Origin of the sequence: Pseudomonas sp. NFACC16-2 (assembly GCF_900119205.1) — a bacterium.
Classification (GTDB): domain Bacteria; phylum Pseudomonadota; class Gammaproteobacteria; order Pseudomonadales; family Pseudomonadaceae; genus Aquipseudomonas; species Aquipseudomonas fluorescens_Q.
In genome coordinates this window covers 62,991-79,464 of record NZ_FPIX01000004.1, presented here as the reverse complement: position 1 = coordinate 79,464, position 16,474 = coordinate 62,991, and the positions used below count along the sequence as shown (strand labels likewise).

Genomic DNA, 16,474 nt, shown 5'->3' with positions numbered 1-16,474 from the left:
CCTGTACGAAGGTCTGCACCACCATCCATGGGAACCGAGGATAGGCTCCTCAATGTAACTAGAAGTCGCAAATGCCTTTTTGTGCCTGAAAAGAAAACCTCAGCCCCGCCTTCACCCCCCCGAAGCAAGTTTCACAGCCACAACCATGATCTCCACCAGCACGTCTGGCCGCGCCAGACGTGCCTGAACAGTGGCCCGTGCCGGAGCACTATCAGCTGGCAGCCAGGCGTCCCACACCGAATTCATCAGCGCGAAATCACGATCAATGTCTTTGAGCCAGATCTGTGCGCTCACAAGCTGGCCCTTGTCGCTACCCGCCAGCGACAACAAGGCTTCTATCTTGGCCAGCACCTGCTGCGTCTGCTCTTGGATGCCAACCTGCAGATCAGTGGGCACCTGGCCGGAGAGGTAAAGCAGGTCGCCGTGACGGACCACACCGGACATCCGCGCGCTGCTCTGAAAACGTTGAATCGTTGCCATCGGGTTTATTCCATGAATTGAGGAAGTTAAAGCGCCGTGCCGCCGATCAATCGGACCAGCCGTTGGGCGCTGCCAAATGCCAAGGTCATGCCCAGGGCGCCCTGGCCGCAATTGACGTACAGGTTGTCACAACCACTGACTGCCAGAATCGGCCGCCCGGTGGGGGTCGCTGGACGCCAACCGGTCCAGGGCTGGCAATCATCGGCGTTCCATTCCAGACCGAACAATGCCTGCGTCGAGGCTTTCAGTTGTTCGATACGCTTAACGGGAATCGACGCATCCAGCCCACACAGCTCGACCATCCCCGCGACGCGCAAGCGATCACCGATCCGGGCGAACACTGTTTTACGCCGCATGTCCGTCACGCTGACCGTCGGTGCATTCATCGAATCAGTGATCGGCAACGTAATGCTGTATCCCTTGAGCGGGTAGACCGGCATGCGCACACCGAACGCAGATAACAACCCCGCACTGTAAGCGCCAGCCGCCAGCACGACCGCTTGCGTCCCTAAAAGACCAGGGCCTTCGATGGCGTGGTGAATCTCCAACGCGGTGACGCGCCCGCGTTCACGTCGGAAAGCGGCAACCTCACTGTCGAACAGAAAACGCACACCCTGCGTGCTCAACAACCTCGCAAGCTCCTGACAAAGCTTGCGCCCATCGACCGCGCATTCGCTGTCGGTATGGATCGCACCGTGAAACGCGTTCTTATAGCCCTCGAGTGCAGGCTCGATCGACAAGGCTTCGGCGGGGCTGACGATTTTTTGTTGCCTGGCGCCTTGGGCGGCCTGGAATTTCACCTGGTCGCCGGCCTTGCGCAGGCTTTCAGCATCGGGGTACAGCACCAGTTTTCCGGTACGGGCGAAATCGCATTGCACCTTTTCCTGACTGATGAAGGCGTCCAGCGCCAGCCGACTTTCCTGCGCCAGTTCCAGCAACTCGACAGTCGTCTGGCGCGAAACGGACGTACGGCAGGCCGCGAGAAACTCCACACACCAGCGCCATTGTTCCAAGCTCCATTGCGGCGAAAACTTCAGCGGGCCGTTGCGCGCCAGCAGCATCTTTGGAATGCCCGGCAACAGGGAGGGATCAGCCAGCGGTTGCACATAGCTGTAGCTCAATTGCGCCCCATTGGCCGCACTGGCCCCCATGCCGGCCTCCCCCGCACGATCGATAACGGTGACAGTATGACCGGCCTTGTGTAGAAACCAGGCACTGCTCAAGCCAACGATTCCAGCGCCGACGACACAGATTTCCATTACGCCACCACCCTGTCCGACAGGTCCCAACCCTCAGGCCGCAATTGGTGCCAATCACTGACTTGCTGGTAGGCGTGGGCAATCCGCAGGACCAATGGTTCGGCGAAAGCACGCCCGACGATTTGCATCGAGACCGGCATGCGTTGCTCGTCGAAGCCCACCGGCAGCGCTACTGAGCAGAGATTGAGCAGGTTGGCGAAACGGCCGAGCAAGGCCAGCGGCGTACCGTACTCATCGACCTGATTCAACGGCACACTGCCAATGGCATTGGTTGGAAACGCACAGGCATCGACCTGGGACATGGCTTCGTCCATGGCTTGACGGGCAGCACGTCGCTGGTTGTGCAAATGGATGTAAGCCGCCGCGTCGATGGCGCGCCCGCTCAGCACCCGACGCTGCACGTGAGGATCGAAGCGTAGATCGTCGCGCTCGAACAAACTGCCAAGGCTGGCGTAGCCTTCGGCGCTCATAAGGCCACCGGCAACGCGCATGCACTGCTCCAGCGAAGTCGGTAGCGGCTGTTCGACCAGATGCATGCCCAGAGCGGCCAATTGCTCAAGCCCCTGGTCATAGGCTGCCAATACGCCAGGCGCAATGTGTACGCGTTCGGTCTGTGGCAGTACCCAGATACGCAGACCGGCTACCGGAAGATTCAAGCCTGCTGCGGCGCTGAAGACAGGCGACTTGGCCGAGACCGGGTCCAGCGGGTCCGGCCCCAGCAGCGCGTCAAGCATCCACGCGGCATCTTCGACGGTGTGTGTGATGGGCCCCACCGAATCCAGCGATGGGCACAATTCAATCAAACCGTGACGGCTGACCAACCCACGCGTGGTTTTCAGGCCAACCAGACCACACATGCCTGCGGGAATCCGCACCGAGCCGCCGGTGTCAGTGCCCAACGCCGCGCTTGCCAACCCGCCGGCCACGGCCACCGCTGAACCACTGCTGGAACCCCCTGGCGCACGATGTACTTCACGGTCCCATGGGTTCCACGGCGTGCCCATCACGGCATTTGTGCCCCACCCTCCGAAAGCGAATTCGACGGTGTGGGTCTTGCCCATGATGATCGCCCCGGCGCGCTCCAACCGCTGGACTGCCGTGGCGGTGAGCCGAGAGATACGCGGCGTCTGTGCCAGCGAACCACCGGTTATGGCCTTGCCGTCGATTTCGAACAAATCCTTGATCGCAATTGGAATGCCGTGCAACGGCCCCAGGTTCACACCCGCAGCCCGCTGTCGATCGGCGGCGATGGCCGCACCGAGCGCGCGCTGGGGATAGGCCTCGACATACGCATTGAGTTGACCGTTGAAGCGCTCGATCCGCTCCAATTGCGCGCCAACCAGGGACTCGCTCGTGAGCGTTCCGGACTCCAGCGCCCGCCGCAACTGGCCAATGCTCTGAGAAGCGGTTCGATCCATGATGTTCATGTGTTCAACCTCGAATGGTTTTGCGCCCGCGAGAAAATCGTGCTTCCAGCGCTCGCGACAACAGAGAAAGAGGGAAAGCGATGACGAAATAGAACAACCCCACCAGCAGGAAAATATGCATCGGCAAAAAGGATTCGGACGCAATGGCCCGGGCCGCCAGCATCAACTCATCGGTGGCGATCAAGGCGCACAGGGAGCTGTCCTTCAGAATCGACACGTAGGCATTGAGCAACGGCGGCAACATGCCGCGAATGGCTTGTGGAAAGATCACGGCGGTGAAGGCTTGCAAGGGCGTCAGGCCGGTGGCGATGGCCGCCTCACGTTGGCCGCGATGCAAGGAGTCCAGTCCGCCGCGCAGGATTTCCGCGACGTAGGCCGAGCCCTGCAAGCCCAGGCCGATGGCCCCGGCCCAATAACCCGACAACGTCAGCCCGAGGCTGGGCAGGGTGAAATACAGCGCCAGCAGCAACGCCAGGAGCGGCACCGCACGCATCCCCTGAATGAAGAACACCGCCAGACGCTTGAGCAATACGCTGGGACTCTTCATCGCCCAGGCCAGTAACGCGCCCAACATCGCCGCCAGGGCGAAGCCTGTCAGGGACAGCTCGGCGCTGACCCGTGCGCCGAGTAGCAGGCGAGCACTCCAGTCGCTCCAGTACTCCGGGTATTGCTGGAAAAAACTGATCATCGCGCCGCCCCCAGATGACGTTCAAGTCGGATGAACCCCACGCCAATGGGCAGGATCATCGCCGCATAGATGCACATCACCGCCAGATAAATCAGCGAGGTCTGGAAGGTGGAGGTCACAAGATTGCGTGCCAGGAACATGATCTCCGGCACGGCGATGGCCGAGGCGATGGACGTGTCCTTGATCAGTTGCGTGACATAGTTGGCATAAGCCGGCAACGCAACGCGCAGGGCCTGGGGCAAGAGGATGTAGCGCAGAATCTGCATACGGTGCAGGCCGATGGCCTGCCCGGCTTCATGCTGGCCAACGTGCAGCGACTGCAAGCCGGCTCGGAAAGTATCGGCCAGCACTGCGCTGCCTACCAGGCTCAAGCCGACGATGGCCGCCAGCCACGCAGGCAGATTGATTCCCAGATAGGACAGCCCAAAGTAGATCAGAAACAGGTGTGCCAGCGCCGGCACATTGCGCATCCATTCGATGAAACAGGCGATGGCGCCGTGTACCAGTCGTGATCGGCTGAACGTCAGTAAAACCGCCAGCACCAAACCGCCCACGCTCGCCAGCACTAAGGTGCAGAGGGCAATTTCCAATGCGCTCATTGCGCCTTTGAAGAGCAAGGGCAACAGTCCGAGGAAAGCTTCCAGATTCGCCATCAAGCGCTCTCCACAGCCATGCGCCCAAGAAAACTGCGGGTACGTTCGTGACAAGGGTGATCGATCACCTGCCTCGACGGCCCCTGTTCGACAATGCGCCCGCCGTCCATGAAGATCACCCGATCCGCCACATCGCGGGCAAACCTCACTTCATGGGTGACCATGATCATGCTGCGGCCCTCTTCCGCCAGCTCGCGAATCACGGCCAACACTTCGCCAACCAACTCGGGATCCAACGCCGAGGTCGGTTCGTCGAACAGAATCACTTTTGGTTGCTGGGCCAAAGCCCGGGCGATGGCGACCCGCTGTTGCTGACCACCCGACAATTGCTCGGGATAAGACTCGGCCTTGTGCCGCAGATGGACTTTTTCCAGCATCGCGTCAGCCAACTCATACGCCTGCTTGCGCGGCATCCCCTGGGCCCTGATGGGGCCGAGCGCAACGTTGTCGCGCACGCTCAAGTGCGGCCAGAGATAGAACAACTGGAACACCATGGCAATCTCGCGGCGCTGTGGCGCCATTTCCCGGTCGCTCATCAGCCTCGAACGCTGGCCATCCCTGCGCTGACCGATCAATTCGTCTCCCAACCAGATCTCGCCGCTGGTGGGTTTTTCCAGGTAATTGATGCAGCGCAGGCAGGTGGATTTTCCAGAACCGCTTGGGCCGATCAGCGACAGGGTCTCACCGGGCTTCAACTCCAGGCTGATGCCCTTGAGCACCTCCAGATCGCCATAGTTCTTGTGTAATTCATGCACGCGCAGCAACGCGGCGTCAGACGGGCTCGACATCTTGGCTAACCTCTTTTTGTTATAGGCATGGCGATGAGGTAGTGCCTCTGGCATGAACCCACCCCATCGCCTCACACACTTATTTGCAGCCAGGCAGTGTCCAGTCCGCTGGACGATCGACGCCCAGGCGCAGGTCCTTGCCTTCGGGCATGAACCAGACATCCTGAGTCAGGCCGTAGCGAGCGCCGATCTTGCGCATCTCACAGTTTTTCCAGAGCGTCTGAATCTGTGCGTTGACCGCCGTCACCAGTTCCGGGCTGGCCTTGTTGAAGCCGAACACCACCTGGCCCAAGCCAGTCAGCAGTGGAAAATTCGGATCATTGTCGACAAAGGCGTTGAAATGCAGGTGCCATTGCTCGTTGCGGGAAATGGCGTATTGCATGACCGGTGGATCACCGATCACCGCATCGATGCGTCCGGCGAGCAGATCGCGAACGGCCGCATCGGATGTGTCATAAAGGGCGACTTGCAGGCCATCGATCTTGCGCATCTCAGGGATGAACGAAAAGCCGGTGATCGTGCCGACTTTCTTGCCTTGCAAATCCTTGAGGCTGTTCCAGTTGGTCTTGTCTGTCTGGGTAATACCGTTCTTGAAGTAGTGAATAGGATCGCTCAAGGTCATGATTTTCGAGCGTTGCTCGGTCCAGCCCATGGTGCCGGCCATGACATCCACTCGCTTGGACTGCACCGATGCGATCGTCCCAGACCACTCCATTAATGCCGGTTTGACCTTAAGGCCCAGTTTTTCAGAAATTTGTTGAAGGATTTCACCGTCATAGCCGACCATCCGACTATCTTGATACCCTGTTCCTGGCATATCACCACTGAAGGCGATGGTCAGGCTTCCCGGCTCCACTGTCTCCAATGCGAACACCGGTGCCGCAGCCAGCACGGACACCAGGAACCCGGCACAAATACCGGAAAAACGCTTAATTTTGGACGTCTTCATCGGATGCTCCTCAATAGTTTTCAGGGTGGCAGCGGAACGTTTCGCATTGGCCCATCGTAGTGGGAGCGGCGGTATAACCAGTTGGATGCTTTGCACGAATGATTGAACATTTGCGACATTCTGGCGGCACAGAGCCTGTAGCCCCCCAGGAAAGCCTCGTGGACGGGCTCGATCATGGGCAAGCGCGTCGTCCCCCCATGCGCCGCGGCACCGCCGAGTTGTCTATTGGCATCATGTTGTGGCCACGCTTCCCCTTGCTGTCACTGTCGGGGCTGACCGATGCGTTGCGGCATGCCGCCGATACGGGTGATCAAAGCCGCCCCATACGCTGCCAATGGAAAGTACTCGGCACGCCCGGGCAAAGAGTCATTTCCAGTAGCGGCCTGGACGTACCGATCGACAGTGAACTCACTGACCCGGAACGTTTCGACTACATCGTGGTGATTGGTGGATTGCTCGATTTCATCGAGGCGGTGCCGAAAACCTACCCCGCGTTCCTCCACCAGGCCGCCGCCGCACAAGTGCCGTTGATCGGCCTGTGCACCGGCAGCTTCGTGCTCGCGCGACATGGCCTGATGGAGGGGCGAACGGCGTGTGTCCACGCCTATCATGGCGACGACTGGAAGCACCGGTTTCCCACGTTGCGCTTTGTCATCAACAGAGACTTTCTGATCGACCGGGACCGGATTACCTGTGCTGGCGGTGTTTCAGTTATCGAGTTAGCGCTTCATCTGATCGGCATGCATTGCGGGCCGGATCGTGCCGGCAAGGTTGTGCATCAGATGACGGTGGCAAAGAACACGTCCAACAGTTTCGTCGACCGACGCAAGGCTCTCGGATACGCCAGTTCATCCAATCGTCGGCTGCATGAAGCCGTGATGTTGATGGAAAAACACATGGCCCACCCCCTCGATATCGAGGCCATTGCGCATCTGCTCGGCACCAGCAAACGACAGCTGGAACGCCTGTTCGTCGCTGAAACCAACAGCAGCCCAGCCCAGTTCTACCGCCAGGTCCGACTCAGGTTTGGCAGATGGCTGCTGGTGAGCTCCGATCGCCAGATTGGCGAGATCGCCTTTGAATGCGGCTTCGCGGATGCACCTCATTTTATTCGGCACTTTCAGAGCATGTTTGGCCTCTCTCCGGGAAAGTTACGCAAAGCCTTGATGCAACAAGAAGGGAAGTAACGCCGCACGGCTTCAACCGTGTCGTCAGCGCTAATGCGACGACACATAAATGGACGGCGTGGCAGGCGCCGGCAATGCATAGGTCGCCTTCATCCACTCCACCTCAGCCTGGGGCGTTCGCCCAAACAGGCGCTTGAACTCGCGGCCAAATTGCGAGGCGCTTTCGTAGCCCACGCTGAACGCCGCCGTCGAGGCGTTCATGGCGTTGCGCAGCATCAACAGTCGCGCCTGGTGCAGGCGCGTCGACTTCAGGTATTGCATGGGCGAGGCGTCCGTCACGCTGCGAAAGTGCAGATGGAAGCTGGGCACGCTCATGTTGGCTTCGCGGGCGAGCGCCTCGACATCCAGGCGCTCCTGATAGCTGCTATGAATCTTGCGGATCGCGCGGGTAATCTGGCCGAAGTGGCCCTGGCGACTCAGCGCCGCGCGCATCGAGCCGCCCTGCTCGCCGGTAAGGATGCGGTAGTAGATTTCCCGCACCAGCGACGGTCCGAGAATGGCCGCGTCACCCGGCGTGCTCATGGCTTCCAGAAAGCGCAGCGTCGAGGTGTACAACCCATCATCCATGGGCGAGGCGTACATGCCCTTGGGCGGGGCATCGCTCGGGCCGAGCGCCTCGTCGACCTGCAGTATCAACTCGCTTGCCAGCTGCAGGTCCAGGCGCATATACACCGCCAGCATGGGCTCCGCTTCGCTGGCGTCGGTTTCCATGGTGAATGGCACGGGAACGGACACCACCAGGTAATGCCGGGCATCGTAGACGTAGAGGTCATTCCCCAGATAGCCGCGCTTGCGTCCCTGGCACAGGATCACGATACCGGGGTCATACAGGACCGGCGTGCGGCTCAATGGCCGGTTCGAGCGCAGGAAACGTACGTCCTCCAGGGCGCTGAGGTTGTAGCCTTCCACCGGCGCCAGCCGCTCCATCAACGCCACCATGCGTGCGGTATGCGGATCAGCCTGGGTCATCCAATTCTCCTTTCTGCGGTTCGCTCAGCCGTCGGTCGAACGGGTCAGCGCTTCCCATTGATCGATCTCGCTGGCGGCCCGACTGAGCTTATCGCGCACCAGGCTCAATGCATCGCTGCCCAGCAACAGATGGGCGGGCGGCGTCGGGCTGGCAATCACCTGCAACATCGCCCGCGCCGCCTTGTGCGGGTCACCGAGTTGCTTGCCGCTTTTTTCCTGGCGCGCCTGGCGAACCGGGTCAAAGCTGGCGTCGTAGTCGGCAATGCTGCGCGGGGTGCGCTGCATCGAACGACCGGCCCAGTCCGTTCGAAACGAGCCAGGCGCGACGGCCGTCACGAAGATATTGAACGGTCGCAGCTCCTTGCTCAAGGTATCGGAGATCCCTTCCAGGGCGAACTTGCTCCCGCAGTAGTACGCAATGCCCGGCATCGTGATGGTGCCCCCCATCGACGTGATGTTGAGGATATGCCCGGCGCGGCGCCGGCGGAAATAGGGCACGAAGGCCTTGGTCACCGCCACCGCGCCAAACACATTGACGTCGAACTGGCGCCGCAGCTCTTCCAGCGGCGATTCTTCGAAAATGCCCTCGTGGCCGTAGCCGGCATTGTTGACCAGCACGTCGACCGGGCCGTGGGCGGCTTCTGTGGCGGCGACAACGCTGTCGATTCGGGCGAAGTCGGTGACATCCAAAAGAACACCGTGGGCCCGGTCGGCAGACAATTGCTCGAAGGCCTGCAAGGCCGCCTCGCTGCGCACGGTGCCGATGACCCGGTGGCCGGCCGCCAGCGCTTCCTTGGCCAGGGCGTTGCCGAAACCACTGCTCACGCCAGTGATGAAGAGGGTTTTTATCCGGTGCATGGCGAACTCCCGTCGGTAGGTGTGCGCCATGGTAGCCACCGGCCTGCGGGCCACCTATGCCGGTTTGCCTCGCAGCCTTGCCTATTCCTATCAGGCAAAGAACACCGTGGCGAACGCCAGGGCCGGCAAATTTGCCCTGGCGTCCCCGGCCTGAATATAATGCGATTCATTATCAATTATGTAGTTTCCGGGATGCTGATGCGCAGCAACGACTCACTGGGTGATGCCGATCTCGCGCTGCTCTATCGCAGCCACCATTCCTGGTTGCACAGCTGGCTGAGCCGGCGCATCGGCTGTCACGAGAGCGCAGCGGACCTGGCGCAGGACACGTTCGTGCGTCTGCTCAAATCCCGTCAATCAGGCCCTTTGCGCGAGCCCCGTGCCTATCTGAGCAGCATCGCTCGCGGCCTGATGATCGATCGGTATCGCCGTCGCGAGCTCGAACGCGCCTACTTCGAGAGCCTCGCGCTGCTTCCTCCACAAGCGGCCCCCTCCGAAGAAGAACGCTTGCTGATTCTTGATAGCCTCGAGCGCATAGACCGCCTGCTCGACCTGCTCAAACCGAGGGTTCGCGAGGCTTTTCTACTCGCCCAACTCGACGGCCTGACCTGCTTGCAAATAGCCGAAAAATTGTGCGTTTCCCGTTCTACCGTTGAACGCGACTTGGCCAAGGCCCTGCAACACTGCTATCGCTTGCGTTATGCCGAACAGTAAGACGCAAGCGCTGGATCCGGCGGTGGTCGACCAGGCGATCCACTGGCTGGTGCGCCTGCGCTTCAATCCTGCCGATGAGCAAACCCAGCGCAGTTTCGAACACTGGCTGCAGCAGCGCCCGGAACATCGGTTAGCGTGGCAGCGTGTGGAAGCGCTTGGCGATGACTTCGCCGGCGTGCCACCCGATCTGGCCCGGCACACCCTCAAGGGCGCCCGCTCAGGCATGCATCGGCGCCAAAGCCTCAAGCTACTGGGTGCATTGGCCACTTTGGGTGGTGCGACCTGGCTGGGCCGCGACTACACGCCGCTGCCGGCCATGCTGGCCCAGCAGCACAGCAGAACCGGCGAGCGGAAGCGCTTCCAACTCGATGATGGCAGCCTTATCCAGCTCAACAGCGACAGTGCGGTCGACAGCTATTTCAATGCTCAGCGGCGCCTGATCGTTCTGCGACGCGGCGAGATCATCGTCAATACCGGCGCCGATACGGGCTCGGCTCAACCGCGTCCTTTCTGGGTGCAAACCCGAGACGGATTGATAAGCACCCTGAATGCCCGGTTCCTCGCGTACGAGCGTGACGACGGGACCCTCATCGCGGTGCAGCGCGGCGCAGTCAGCGTCTTTCCTGGATCCAGCCAAACCCTTGCGGTCAACAACACCGTCCAGGCCGGCAATCAGCGGCTGTTCACCTCGGATGGCGTTCGTGAGTTCAAAGATAACGGCCTGGATGTATGGAGCTGGAGTGACGGGGTGATCAGCGCACGCAATATGCGCCTCGGTGATTTCATCGGGGCCTTGTCGCGCTATCGCCCCGGCCTGTTGCGCTGCGCCGATGAAGTCTCGGGGCTACGGGTTTCCGGCACCTTTCAACTCGCCGACACCGACCAGGTACTGGCATTGGTTGCGCAGTCACTGCACCTGCGGATTGATTATCGAACCCAATATTGGGTGACGTTGAGCGCCGCCAGCTAAGTATTTTCTTCGCCGCCTATCAACATCAAATAAAAATGAGGTGATTTCTCATTCTCGTTCGGCATGTAAGAAAAGGCCGACCTACAGGCCGATCTGCCGATCCCCTTTCCACGGAGCGAGTTAATGAGTGCGTCCCCGGTTCCCCAGCGTCATCTACTGAATCGTGCCATCCACGGTGCGATCTTCGGCGTCATCGTCAGCAGCTATGCGCTACCCACCCTGGCACAGCCCTCGACCGTTGAGCAGACCCACCCGGTGCACCAGTGGAACATTCCCGCCGGTCCCCTGGCACCGGCGCTTGACCGCTTTGCCCGCGAGGCGGGTATCAGTCTTTCCTTCGATGCTTCAAGCGTAGCGAACCGCAATACCCGGGGCGTGAGCGGCACACTCGATACGTCCGAAGCCCTGTCGTCATTGTTGCAGGGGAGCGACATGGCGATACAGCAGCAAGGCCCGAACGCTTACTTGCTGACGCCGCAAACCAAGGCTGATGCCGAACTCGAGGAGTATCGCCTTGCGCCCATCCTCGTCAACGCCAAGGCCAGGGTCGATGGCACCGAAGACCCCAACTCGGTGGTCGCCCAGGAACTCTGGGTCGGCGGCAAGGTGGCTACCAGCATCCTCAACACGCCCGCCTCGGTGTCCGTGGTGACCGACAAGGAAATGAAGCAACGCAGCGTGAGCACGACCGAAGAACTGCTGCAATACACGCCGGGGGTCATTACCGACTATTACGGCACTGACGACCGCAACGATTACTTCCAGATCCGCAGCTTCCAGGCCACGACCTATCGGGACGGCCTGACCCTGGGCTCGATGCGCGGTGTGCGCGAAGAACCTTTCGCCTATGAGCGCGTTGAAGTAATACGCGGAGCCAACTCGACGCTGTTCGGCCCGGCCGACCCGGGCGGCTCGGTGAACTTTGTCAGCAAGAAGCCGCGCTTCGACAAGTTCGGCCAGGGCTACGTCACCTACGGTTCTTTCGACCATGTCGAAACCGGCATCGATGTCGGGGACTCGTTGAACGAAGAAAAAACCGTGGCCGGTCGCTTCACGGCAAAGATGCAAGACAGCGATCGCGAGTACGAGCATTCACGGGATGACAACAAGTTCCTGATGGGCGGCCTGACCTGGTCACCCACGGACTTCACCTCGGCCTCGGTGATCGTGGATTACCTGAAAACCCAAAGCTCGCCCAACAGCGGCGGTTACCCGCTGGACAAGGAATACGACCGTGACAAGTTCTACGGCGAGCCCAGCTACAACTTCCACGATGTCGAACGTACCAACATCAGCGGCACCTTCAGCCATGATTTCGACAACGGCTTCGTGCTGCGCAGCAACCTGCGCTACAGCAAACTGACCGATGATTTCGGCTATGTGTTCCTCAGCGACTCCCCTACCCGCACCGGCACTACCGTCCCGCGTTATATCTTCGGCACTGACAGCGACGCCGAGCAACTGAACGGCAACTTGATGCTGCAATACGATGCCCGCTTCGAAAACATCGACAGCAGTACGTTGGTGGGCGTGGAGTATGGTGATTCTTCCACCGAGGAACGCTCCGTCTATGCCACGACAGGCTCCATCGACCTGGCCAACCCCGTGTTCACGGGTGTGCCCAGCGGCGTAGCGCCCTATAGCAACGACAAGCTCGACACGAAAACCAAGGCCGTGTTCCTGCAACAGAACCTGTCCTTCTATGAGCGCTTTATCGTCACCGCCGGTGTGCGCAACGACTCGCTGGATCTGTCCAATACCGACATCAACAACGTAAAAGAGTCGGATAACTTCTCCGAAACCTCCTATCGCGGCGCACTGACCCATATCGTCAACGACGAAGTCTCCACCTACGTCAGCATGGTCGAATCGGTCTCGCCACCAACGGTGGGTGTAATACCGAAGACGGGCACGCAATACGAAGTGGGGGTGAAATATGCGCCCATCGGCATGGACGCGTTGTTCTCGGCGGCCGTCTACGACCTGACCCAGGAAAACGTTAGCATCGCCGTCGTACTGCCCAGCGGTGTCATCGAGCAGCAAACCGTTGGCGAATCACGTGTGCGCGGCCTGGACCTGGAAGCCAAGGCTGAGCTGACCCCGAACCTGAGCCTGGTGGGTGGCTACTCGTATATGGAGTCCGAAGTGTTGCGCGGTACGTTGTACGACGGCAGTTCACTCAAAGGAAATGAGTTCGCCACGGCGCCAAAACACTCTGCGTCGCTGTGGAGCTATTACAACATCCCCGACACCGATGTCAGCGTTGGCCTGGGTGCGCGTTATGTGGGTTCCTATTACTTCGACGCGGCCAACACCGGCACCAGCGATGGCACGACGCTCTTCGATGCGGCCTTCAACTACAAACTCTTCAAAGGCACTGACCTGGCGGTTAACGTCAGCAACCTGCTGGATGAGCAACATGTGGTCGGTTCGGGGACCGCGAACTACTACAACCCGGGCCGCGAAGTGACCGCGAAGTTGAGTTACAACTGGTAAAAAGCTGGCCGTTCACGATGGGGCGTCGGCTTGATGCGGGTCAGTCATCGAACGGCGAAAACCGTCGGAGGGGTTCAAACCCTCCGACTGCAAAAAATTAATCATCGAAAATCATGCACTTAGAGAATATTCAACTGCCACTTTGTATCTGAATAGTTGGTTCTGAAGCGCAAGGGGCTGAGCCTGCTAGCAGAAGGTCCCAACAACCAGTTGAGTATCCCAGCAAACGATGTAGACTCGCTTTAACGCATAACGTTAAGCATTAAGAGATGATAAGAAGCTTCAGATGCGCCGACACCCAAGCTCTTTTTGAAACCGGCAAAACCCGGCGCTGGGCAGCCATCCTTTCAGTGGCAGAACGAAAGCTGGGCATGCTCGATGCTGCGGTCGATCTCAACGACCTGCGCTCTCCTCCTGGAAACAGGTTGGAGCAGCTGTATGGCGACAGGGAAGGCCAGCACAGCATCCGGGTTAACGGTCAGTACCGGATCTGTTTTGTCTGGGGCGCCAACGGCCCCGAAAATGTAGAAATCGTAGATTATCACTGAGGTGAATCATGTTTAAGAATGGCATGAGACCCGTACACCCTGGAGAAATTCTCAAAGAAGAGTATCTGGAACCGCTTGGCCTTACCGCAGCTGCGCTTGCAAGGGCATTGCACGTTTCTGCCCCCACCGTAAATGACATTGTCTTGATGCGCCGTAGCATCAGCGCCGATGTTGCTTTGCGCTTGGCCGCCGCATTGGAAACGTCAGCGCAGTTTTGGCTGAATCTGCAGACTGCGTATGATTTACGTACAGCTGAGATTGCTAAAGGGGAACAGATTCACAGGGAAGTGGAGAAAGTTCCTCACTGCGCGTAACCAGCACAAAACAGAAATTTGAGCCCAGCAAAATAGCTGGGCTTTTTGTTGGGCATAAAAGACACCACGCGTTTGTCGCAAGCGCTTTTTTGCGCCGGGACCATGAGTGACTAGAGTCAGCCTACATACCTGGCCCCATCACGCGAGCCGGCAACCTGGCCAAACGATCCCAACCCTCGGCGCTGATCCCAGAACAGTTCAGCAACCACAGTGTGTGCAGCGGCAATTGCTCCAACACCGGCACTGTGGCTGAGGTAATCCGCGATTCCCCGGGATCTGTCGAGATCGTCAGATCACTCAACGGCAGCCGAACAAGGTGGGCCACTCCGGCGTCGGTGAGCCAAGGGCTGTCATACAAACCCAGGCGCCGCAGCGGCAGATCACGCAAGCAGGCCAGGTCGGCATCGCGCAGATCCAGGCCGCTTATTTCAAGTTGCTCCAACGGCAAACCCAACTCGACGAGCTTGCGCAAAACCTTGCCATCCACGCCGCGACAAAAGCTGAGATTCAGCCGCTTCAGTGGCAGGCCGGCGAGTTGTTTCAGTTCCTTCCAAGTGAGGTCGTTCAATGACAGGTCCAGGGACTCCAACTCCAAACCACGCAGATCACTCAACGTATCTGCATCGATGCCTTGCACATCGGAAAGCCCCAGGCGCTTGAGTGGAAACCCGTGCAGCACATCGAGCCGCTCGATGACTTGCCGTGAAGATTTGAGATCCAGGTCGGCGAGCGGCATGCCCTCCAAGGTTTCAAGGTCGTCCTCGCCAACATACGAAGACGAGAGCGAAAGCCGTTCGATGGGCAGCCCCGCAATGGCGTGCAGCGTGGCATCCGTTGCGTAACATTGATCCAGGCTCAGGGAGCGCAATGCGCTCAGGCCGGAGAGCCATGCAGGGTCCTCCAGGATTGCACCGCTCCAACCGAGGGACAGTTGCTCAAGGGGGTGACTGCATAAATGCGCCATCCCACGGGACGTCAGCTCGCCGACGCGTTCCAGCGTGAGTGACCGCAACTTGAGGTTTGACAGCGCGAGAAGGCCATCGTCGGAGACGTCATCGCAACGGTTCAGCGACAGTTCTTGCAGCGAGCTATTGCCGAGTTGCTCGAAGAATTTGTCGTCGAAGTCCTGGCCGTAGGTGCTTAACGTCAGCCGGCGCAGCCGTTCGAGGGAAGGCAGGCTGGTGACGTTATCGTCGCGGGAGAATCCGCTGATTTCCAGGCGCTCGAGAGCGAGGTCTGGCACGCGTTGCCATACACTTGGATCGCAGCTGAAACGTGGGCTGTTGAGCACCAACGTGCGCAAGGGCAGCCCCGCCAGGGCATCGCACCAGGCCAGCTCGGCGTTATCCAGCTCCAGATGATCGACCGGCAGGTTGCGAAGCTGCGCCAGCAATGGCCCGGGGCGATTGGCATGTGCCGTGGTGTTCAACTGAGTAATGACGACGTTAGCGGCCGGATCGCACAGGCCTGCGGCGAGGCGTACGCCGTCTAATGAAACCTCGGCGGTGTCGAGCAGATCGCGGTAAAGCGCGGCACGTGTGGCGATGTCATCGGGGTCGGTGGCGAGTTGGGTGGTCAGCGCGTTGCGGGTGGGGTTGTGCACGGTTTAGGAGTCCGAAGTGGGCGAGCGCTGGGCAGGCTGCGAAAGAGAAAAGTGGCCATAAGGGAAGCATAAAAAAGAGCCTCGCTGAAGAGGCTATTGAGACGGAAAACGAGATCCTCGGCCCTGTTCCGAGTTACAGATTCCTAGTAGGAGATCAACGACGGCGCCCCTCAGAACAGCTCACCCACCTAAAGGCTGCTCAAATCCCCTGTGGCGAGGGAGCTTGCTCCCGCTGGGCTGCGCAGCAGCCCCCTGTGAACGCTCCGCACCCAAGCGGAAGCAAACCCTAGCCACCGTTGGCAGCCCAAAACCAAGGTAACGAAATACCACCGCTGACAGGCTAAACGTCCTACTTCAAGCTCGGAAAGTGGCGTCTTGTAGCCCCCGGACAAGCCAGCCTATATTCCATCGTCGCCCTAATGGCGACTCGGGTTCCGCTCGGACATCAGCTCCGACACGCTGGTGCTCTCCGACCTTTGCAAAATGCTGACGATATCGCTGCGCGATGGGTGTGATGTGATGGATGTGATTGGAAGAAGGCTGCGGGCGCAGGCGGCTGAGTAAGTGAAAA

At 59.7% G+C, this 16,474-nt stretch carries 17 protein-coding genes; 7 read left to right on the top strand and 10 right to left on the bottom strand.

Annotated features, from left to right (window positions below; translation table 11 throughout):
* Positions 1-111 precede the first annotated feature (111 nt).
* The 7 genes from BT116_RS05725 to BT116_RS05695 form a co-directional block, all read right to left on the bottom strand.
* Positions 112-480, bottom strand: a complete 369-nt coding sequence (locus BT116_RS05725) for a RidA family protein (RefSeq protein ID WP_072340991.1) — start codon at positions 478-480, stop codon at positions 112-114.
* 26 nt (positions 481-506) lie between these two features.
* Positions 507-1,739: a D-amino acid dehydrogenase gene (locus tag BT116_RS05720; RefSeq protein ID WP_072340988.1), complete on the bottom strand. Its 1,233-nt coding sequence runs from the start codon at positions 1,737-1,739 to the stop codon at positions 507-509.
* Positions 1,739-3,166 carry an amidase gene (locus BT116_RS05715; RefSeq protein ID WP_072340986.1) on the bottom strand — a complete coding sequence of 476 codons (1,428 nt, stop codon included), beginning with the start codon at positions 3,164-3,166 and terminating at the stop codon, positions 1,739-1,741. Before BT116_RS05715 ends, BT116_RS05720 begins: the two co-directional genes overlap by 1 nt.
* A gap of 4 nt (positions 3,167-3,170) precedes the next feature.
* Positions 3,171-3,854 (bottom strand): amino acid ABC transporter permease, encoded by a 684-nt coding sequence (locus BT116_RS05710; protein WP_072340983.1) that lies wholly within the window; start codon positions 3,852-3,854, stop codon positions 3,171-3,173.
* Positions 3,851-4,507 (bottom strand): amino acid ABC transporter permease, encoded by a 657-nt coding sequence (locus BT116_RS05705; protein ID WP_072340979.1) that lies wholly within the window; start codon positions 4,505-4,507, stop codon positions 3,851-3,853. The genes BT116_RS05710 and BT116_RS05705 overlap by 4 nt, the downstream gene beginning before the upstream one ends.
* A complete protein-coding gene (locus tag BT116_RS05700; protein WP_072340976.1) occupies positions 4,507-5,295 on the bottom strand; it encodes an amino acid ABC transporter ATP-binding protein in 789 nt (262 codons plus the stop codon). The genes BT116_RS05705 and BT116_RS05700 overlap by 1 nt, the downstream gene beginning before the upstream one ends.
* A 79-nt stretch (positions 5,296-5,374) precedes the next feature.
* Positions 5,375-6,244 (bottom strand): substrate-binding periplasmic protein, encoded by an 870-nt coding sequence (locus BT116_RS05695; protein WP_072340973.1) that lies wholly within the window; start codon positions 6,242-6,244, stop codon positions 5,375-5,377.
* Positions 6,245-6,402: 158 nt separating this feature from the next.
* Here BT116_RS05695 and BT116_RS05690 point away from each other — a divergent pair, with 158 nt between their 5' ends.
* The gene (locus tag BT116_RS05690; RefSeq protein WP_256572530.1) at positions 6,403-7,431 is read left to right on the top strand and encodes a GlxA family transcriptional regulator; all 1,029 of its coding nucleotides are present in this window, start codon (positions 6,403-6,405) and stop codon (positions 7,429-7,431) included.
* Positions 7,432-7,461: 30 nt separating this feature from the next.
* Here the strand turns inward: BT116_RS05690 and BT116_RS05685 are convergent, their stop codons facing one another.
* Complete coding sequence (locus tag BT116_RS05685) at positions 7,462-8,400, bottom strand: AraC family transcriptional regulator (RefSeq protein ID WP_072340967.1); 939 nt, start codon at positions 8,398-8,400, stop codon at positions 7,462-7,464.
* 24 nt (positions 8,401-8,424) lie between these two features.
* On the bottom strand, positions 8,425-9,258 hold the full coding sequence (locus BT116_RS05680; protein WP_072341265.1) for an oxidoreductase: 834 nt from the start codon (positions 9,256-9,258) through the stop codon (positions 8,425-8,427).
* A gap of 28 nt (positions 9,259-9,286) precedes the next feature.
* Here BT116_RS05680 and BT116_RS31365 point away from each other — a divergent pair, with 28 nt between their 5' ends.
* The 6 genes from BT116_RS31365 to BT116_RS05655 all read left to right on the top strand — a co-directional run bounded on the left by BT116_RS31365 (position 9,287) and on the right by BT116_RS05655 (position 14,300).
* A complete protein-coding gene (locus BT116_RS31365) occupies positions 9,287-9,412 on the top strand; it encodes a hypothetical protein (RefSeq protein WP_256572531.1) in 126 nt (41 codons plus the stop codon).
* 44 nt (positions 9,413-9,456) lie between these two features.
* The gene (locus BT116_RS05675) at positions 9,457-9,972 is read left to right on the top strand and encodes a sigma-70 family RNA polymerase sigma factor (protein ID WP_072341262.1); all 516 of its coding nucleotides are present in this window, start codon (positions 9,457-9,459) and stop codon (positions 9,970-9,972) included.
* On the top strand, positions 9,959-10,942 hold the full coding sequence (locus tag BT116_RS05670; protein WP_072340965.1) for a DUF4880 domain-containing protein: 984 nt from the start codon (positions 9,959-9,961) through the stop codon (positions 10,940-10,942). Before BT116_RS05675 ends, BT116_RS05670 begins: the two co-directional genes overlap by 14 nt.
* Before the next feature lie 123 nt (positions 10,943-11,065).
* The gene (locus tag BT116_RS05665) at positions 11,066-13,438 is read left to right on the top strand and encodes a TonB-dependent siderophore receptor (protein WP_072340962.1); all 2,373 of its coding nucleotides are present in this window, start codon (positions 11,066-11,068) and stop codon (positions 13,436-13,438) included.
* A gap of 269 nt (positions 13,439-13,707) precedes the next feature.
* The gene (locus BT116_RS05660; protein WP_072340959.1) at positions 13,708-13,986 is read left to right on the top strand and encodes a type II toxin-antitoxin system RelE/ParE family toxin; all 279 of its coding nucleotides are present in this window, start codon (positions 13,708-13,710) and stop codon (positions 13,984-13,986) included.
* 8 nt (positions 13,987-13,994) lie between these two features.
* A complete protein-coding gene (locus tag BT116_RS05655) occupies positions 13,995-14,300 on the top strand; it encodes a HigA family addiction module antitoxin (protein ID WP_025211727.1) in 306 nt (101 codons plus the stop codon).
* A gap of 121 nt (positions 14,301-14,421) precedes the next feature.
* Here the strand turns inward: BT116_RS05655 and BT116_RS05650 are convergent, their stop codons facing one another.
* The gene (locus BT116_RS05650; protein ID WP_072340956.1) at positions 14,422-15,903 is read right to left on the bottom strand and encodes a leucine-rich repeat domain-containing protein; all 1,482 of its coding nucleotides are present in this window, start codon (positions 15,901-15,903) and stop codon (positions 14,422-14,424) included.
* Positions 15,904-16,474: the final 571 nt, after the last annotated feature.

What these genes read in the sequence shown, in the direction of transcription:
- BT116_RS05700 (WP_072340976.1), bottom strand. Translation starts at nt 5,295, where the DNA reads ATGTCGAGCCCGTCTGACGCCGCGTTGCTGCGCGTGCATGAATTACAC.
- BT116_RS05710 (WP_072340983.1), bottom strand. Translation starts at nt 3,854, where the DNA reads ATGATCAGTTTTTTCCAGCAATACCCGGAGTACTGGAGCGACTGGAGT.
- BT116_RS05660 (WP_072340959.1), top strand. Translation starts at nt 13,708, where the DNA reads ATGATAAGAAGCTTCAGATGCGCCGACACCCAAGCTCTTTTTGAAACC.
- BT116_RS05715 (WP_072340986.1), bottom strand. Translation starts at nt 3,166, where the DNA reads ATGAACATCATGGATCGAACCGCTTCTCAGAGCATTGGCCAGTTGCGG.
- BT116_RS05665 (WP_072340962.1), top strand. Translation starts at nt 11,066, where the DNA reads ATGAGTGCGTCCCCGGTTCCCCAGCGTCATCTACTGAATCGTGCCATC.
- BT116_RS05685 (WP_072340967.1), bottom strand. Translation starts at nt 8,400, where the DNA reads ATGACCCAGGCTGATCCGCATACCGCACGCATGGTGGCGTTGATGGAG.
- BT116_RS05725 (WP_072340991.1), bottom strand. Translation starts at nt 480, where the DNA reads ATGGCAACGATTCAACGTTTTCAGAGCAGCGCGCGGATGTCCGGTGTG.
- BT116_RS05680 (WP_072341265.1), bottom strand. Translation starts at nt 9,258, where the DNA reads ATGCACCGGATAAAAACCCTCTTCATCACTGGCGTGAGCAGTGGTTTC.
- BT116_RS05670 (WP_072340965.1), top strand. Translation starts at nt 9,959, where the DNA reads ATGCCGAACAGTAAGACGCAAGCGCTGGATCCGGCGGTGGTCGACCAG.
- BT116_RS05655 (WP_025211727.1), top strand. Translation starts at nt 13,995, where the DNA reads ATGTTTAAGAATGGCATGAGACCCGTACACCCTGGAGAAATTCTCAAA.
- BT116_RS31365 (WP_256572531.1), top strand. Translation starts at nt 9,287, where the DNA reads ATGGTAGCCACCGGCCTGCGGGCCACCTATGCCGGTTTGCCTCGCAGC.
- BT116_RS05720 (WP_072340988.1), bottom strand. Translation starts at nt 1,739, where the DNA reads ATGGAAATCTGTGTCGTCGGCGCTGGAATCGTTGGCTTGAGCAGTGCC.
- BT116_RS05705 (WP_072340979.1), bottom strand. Translation starts at nt 4,507, where the DNA reads ATGGCGAATCTGGAAGCTTTCCTCGGACTGTTGCCCTTGCTCTTCAAA.
- BT116_RS05675 (WP_072341262.1), top strand. Translation starts at nt 9,457, where the DNA reads ATGCGCAGCAACGACTCACTGGGTGATGCCGATCTCGCGCTGCTCTAT.
- BT116_RS05695 (WP_072340973.1), bottom strand. Translation starts at nt 6,244, where the DNA reads ATGAAGACGTCCAAAATTAAGCGTTTTTCCGGTATTTGTGCCGGGTTC.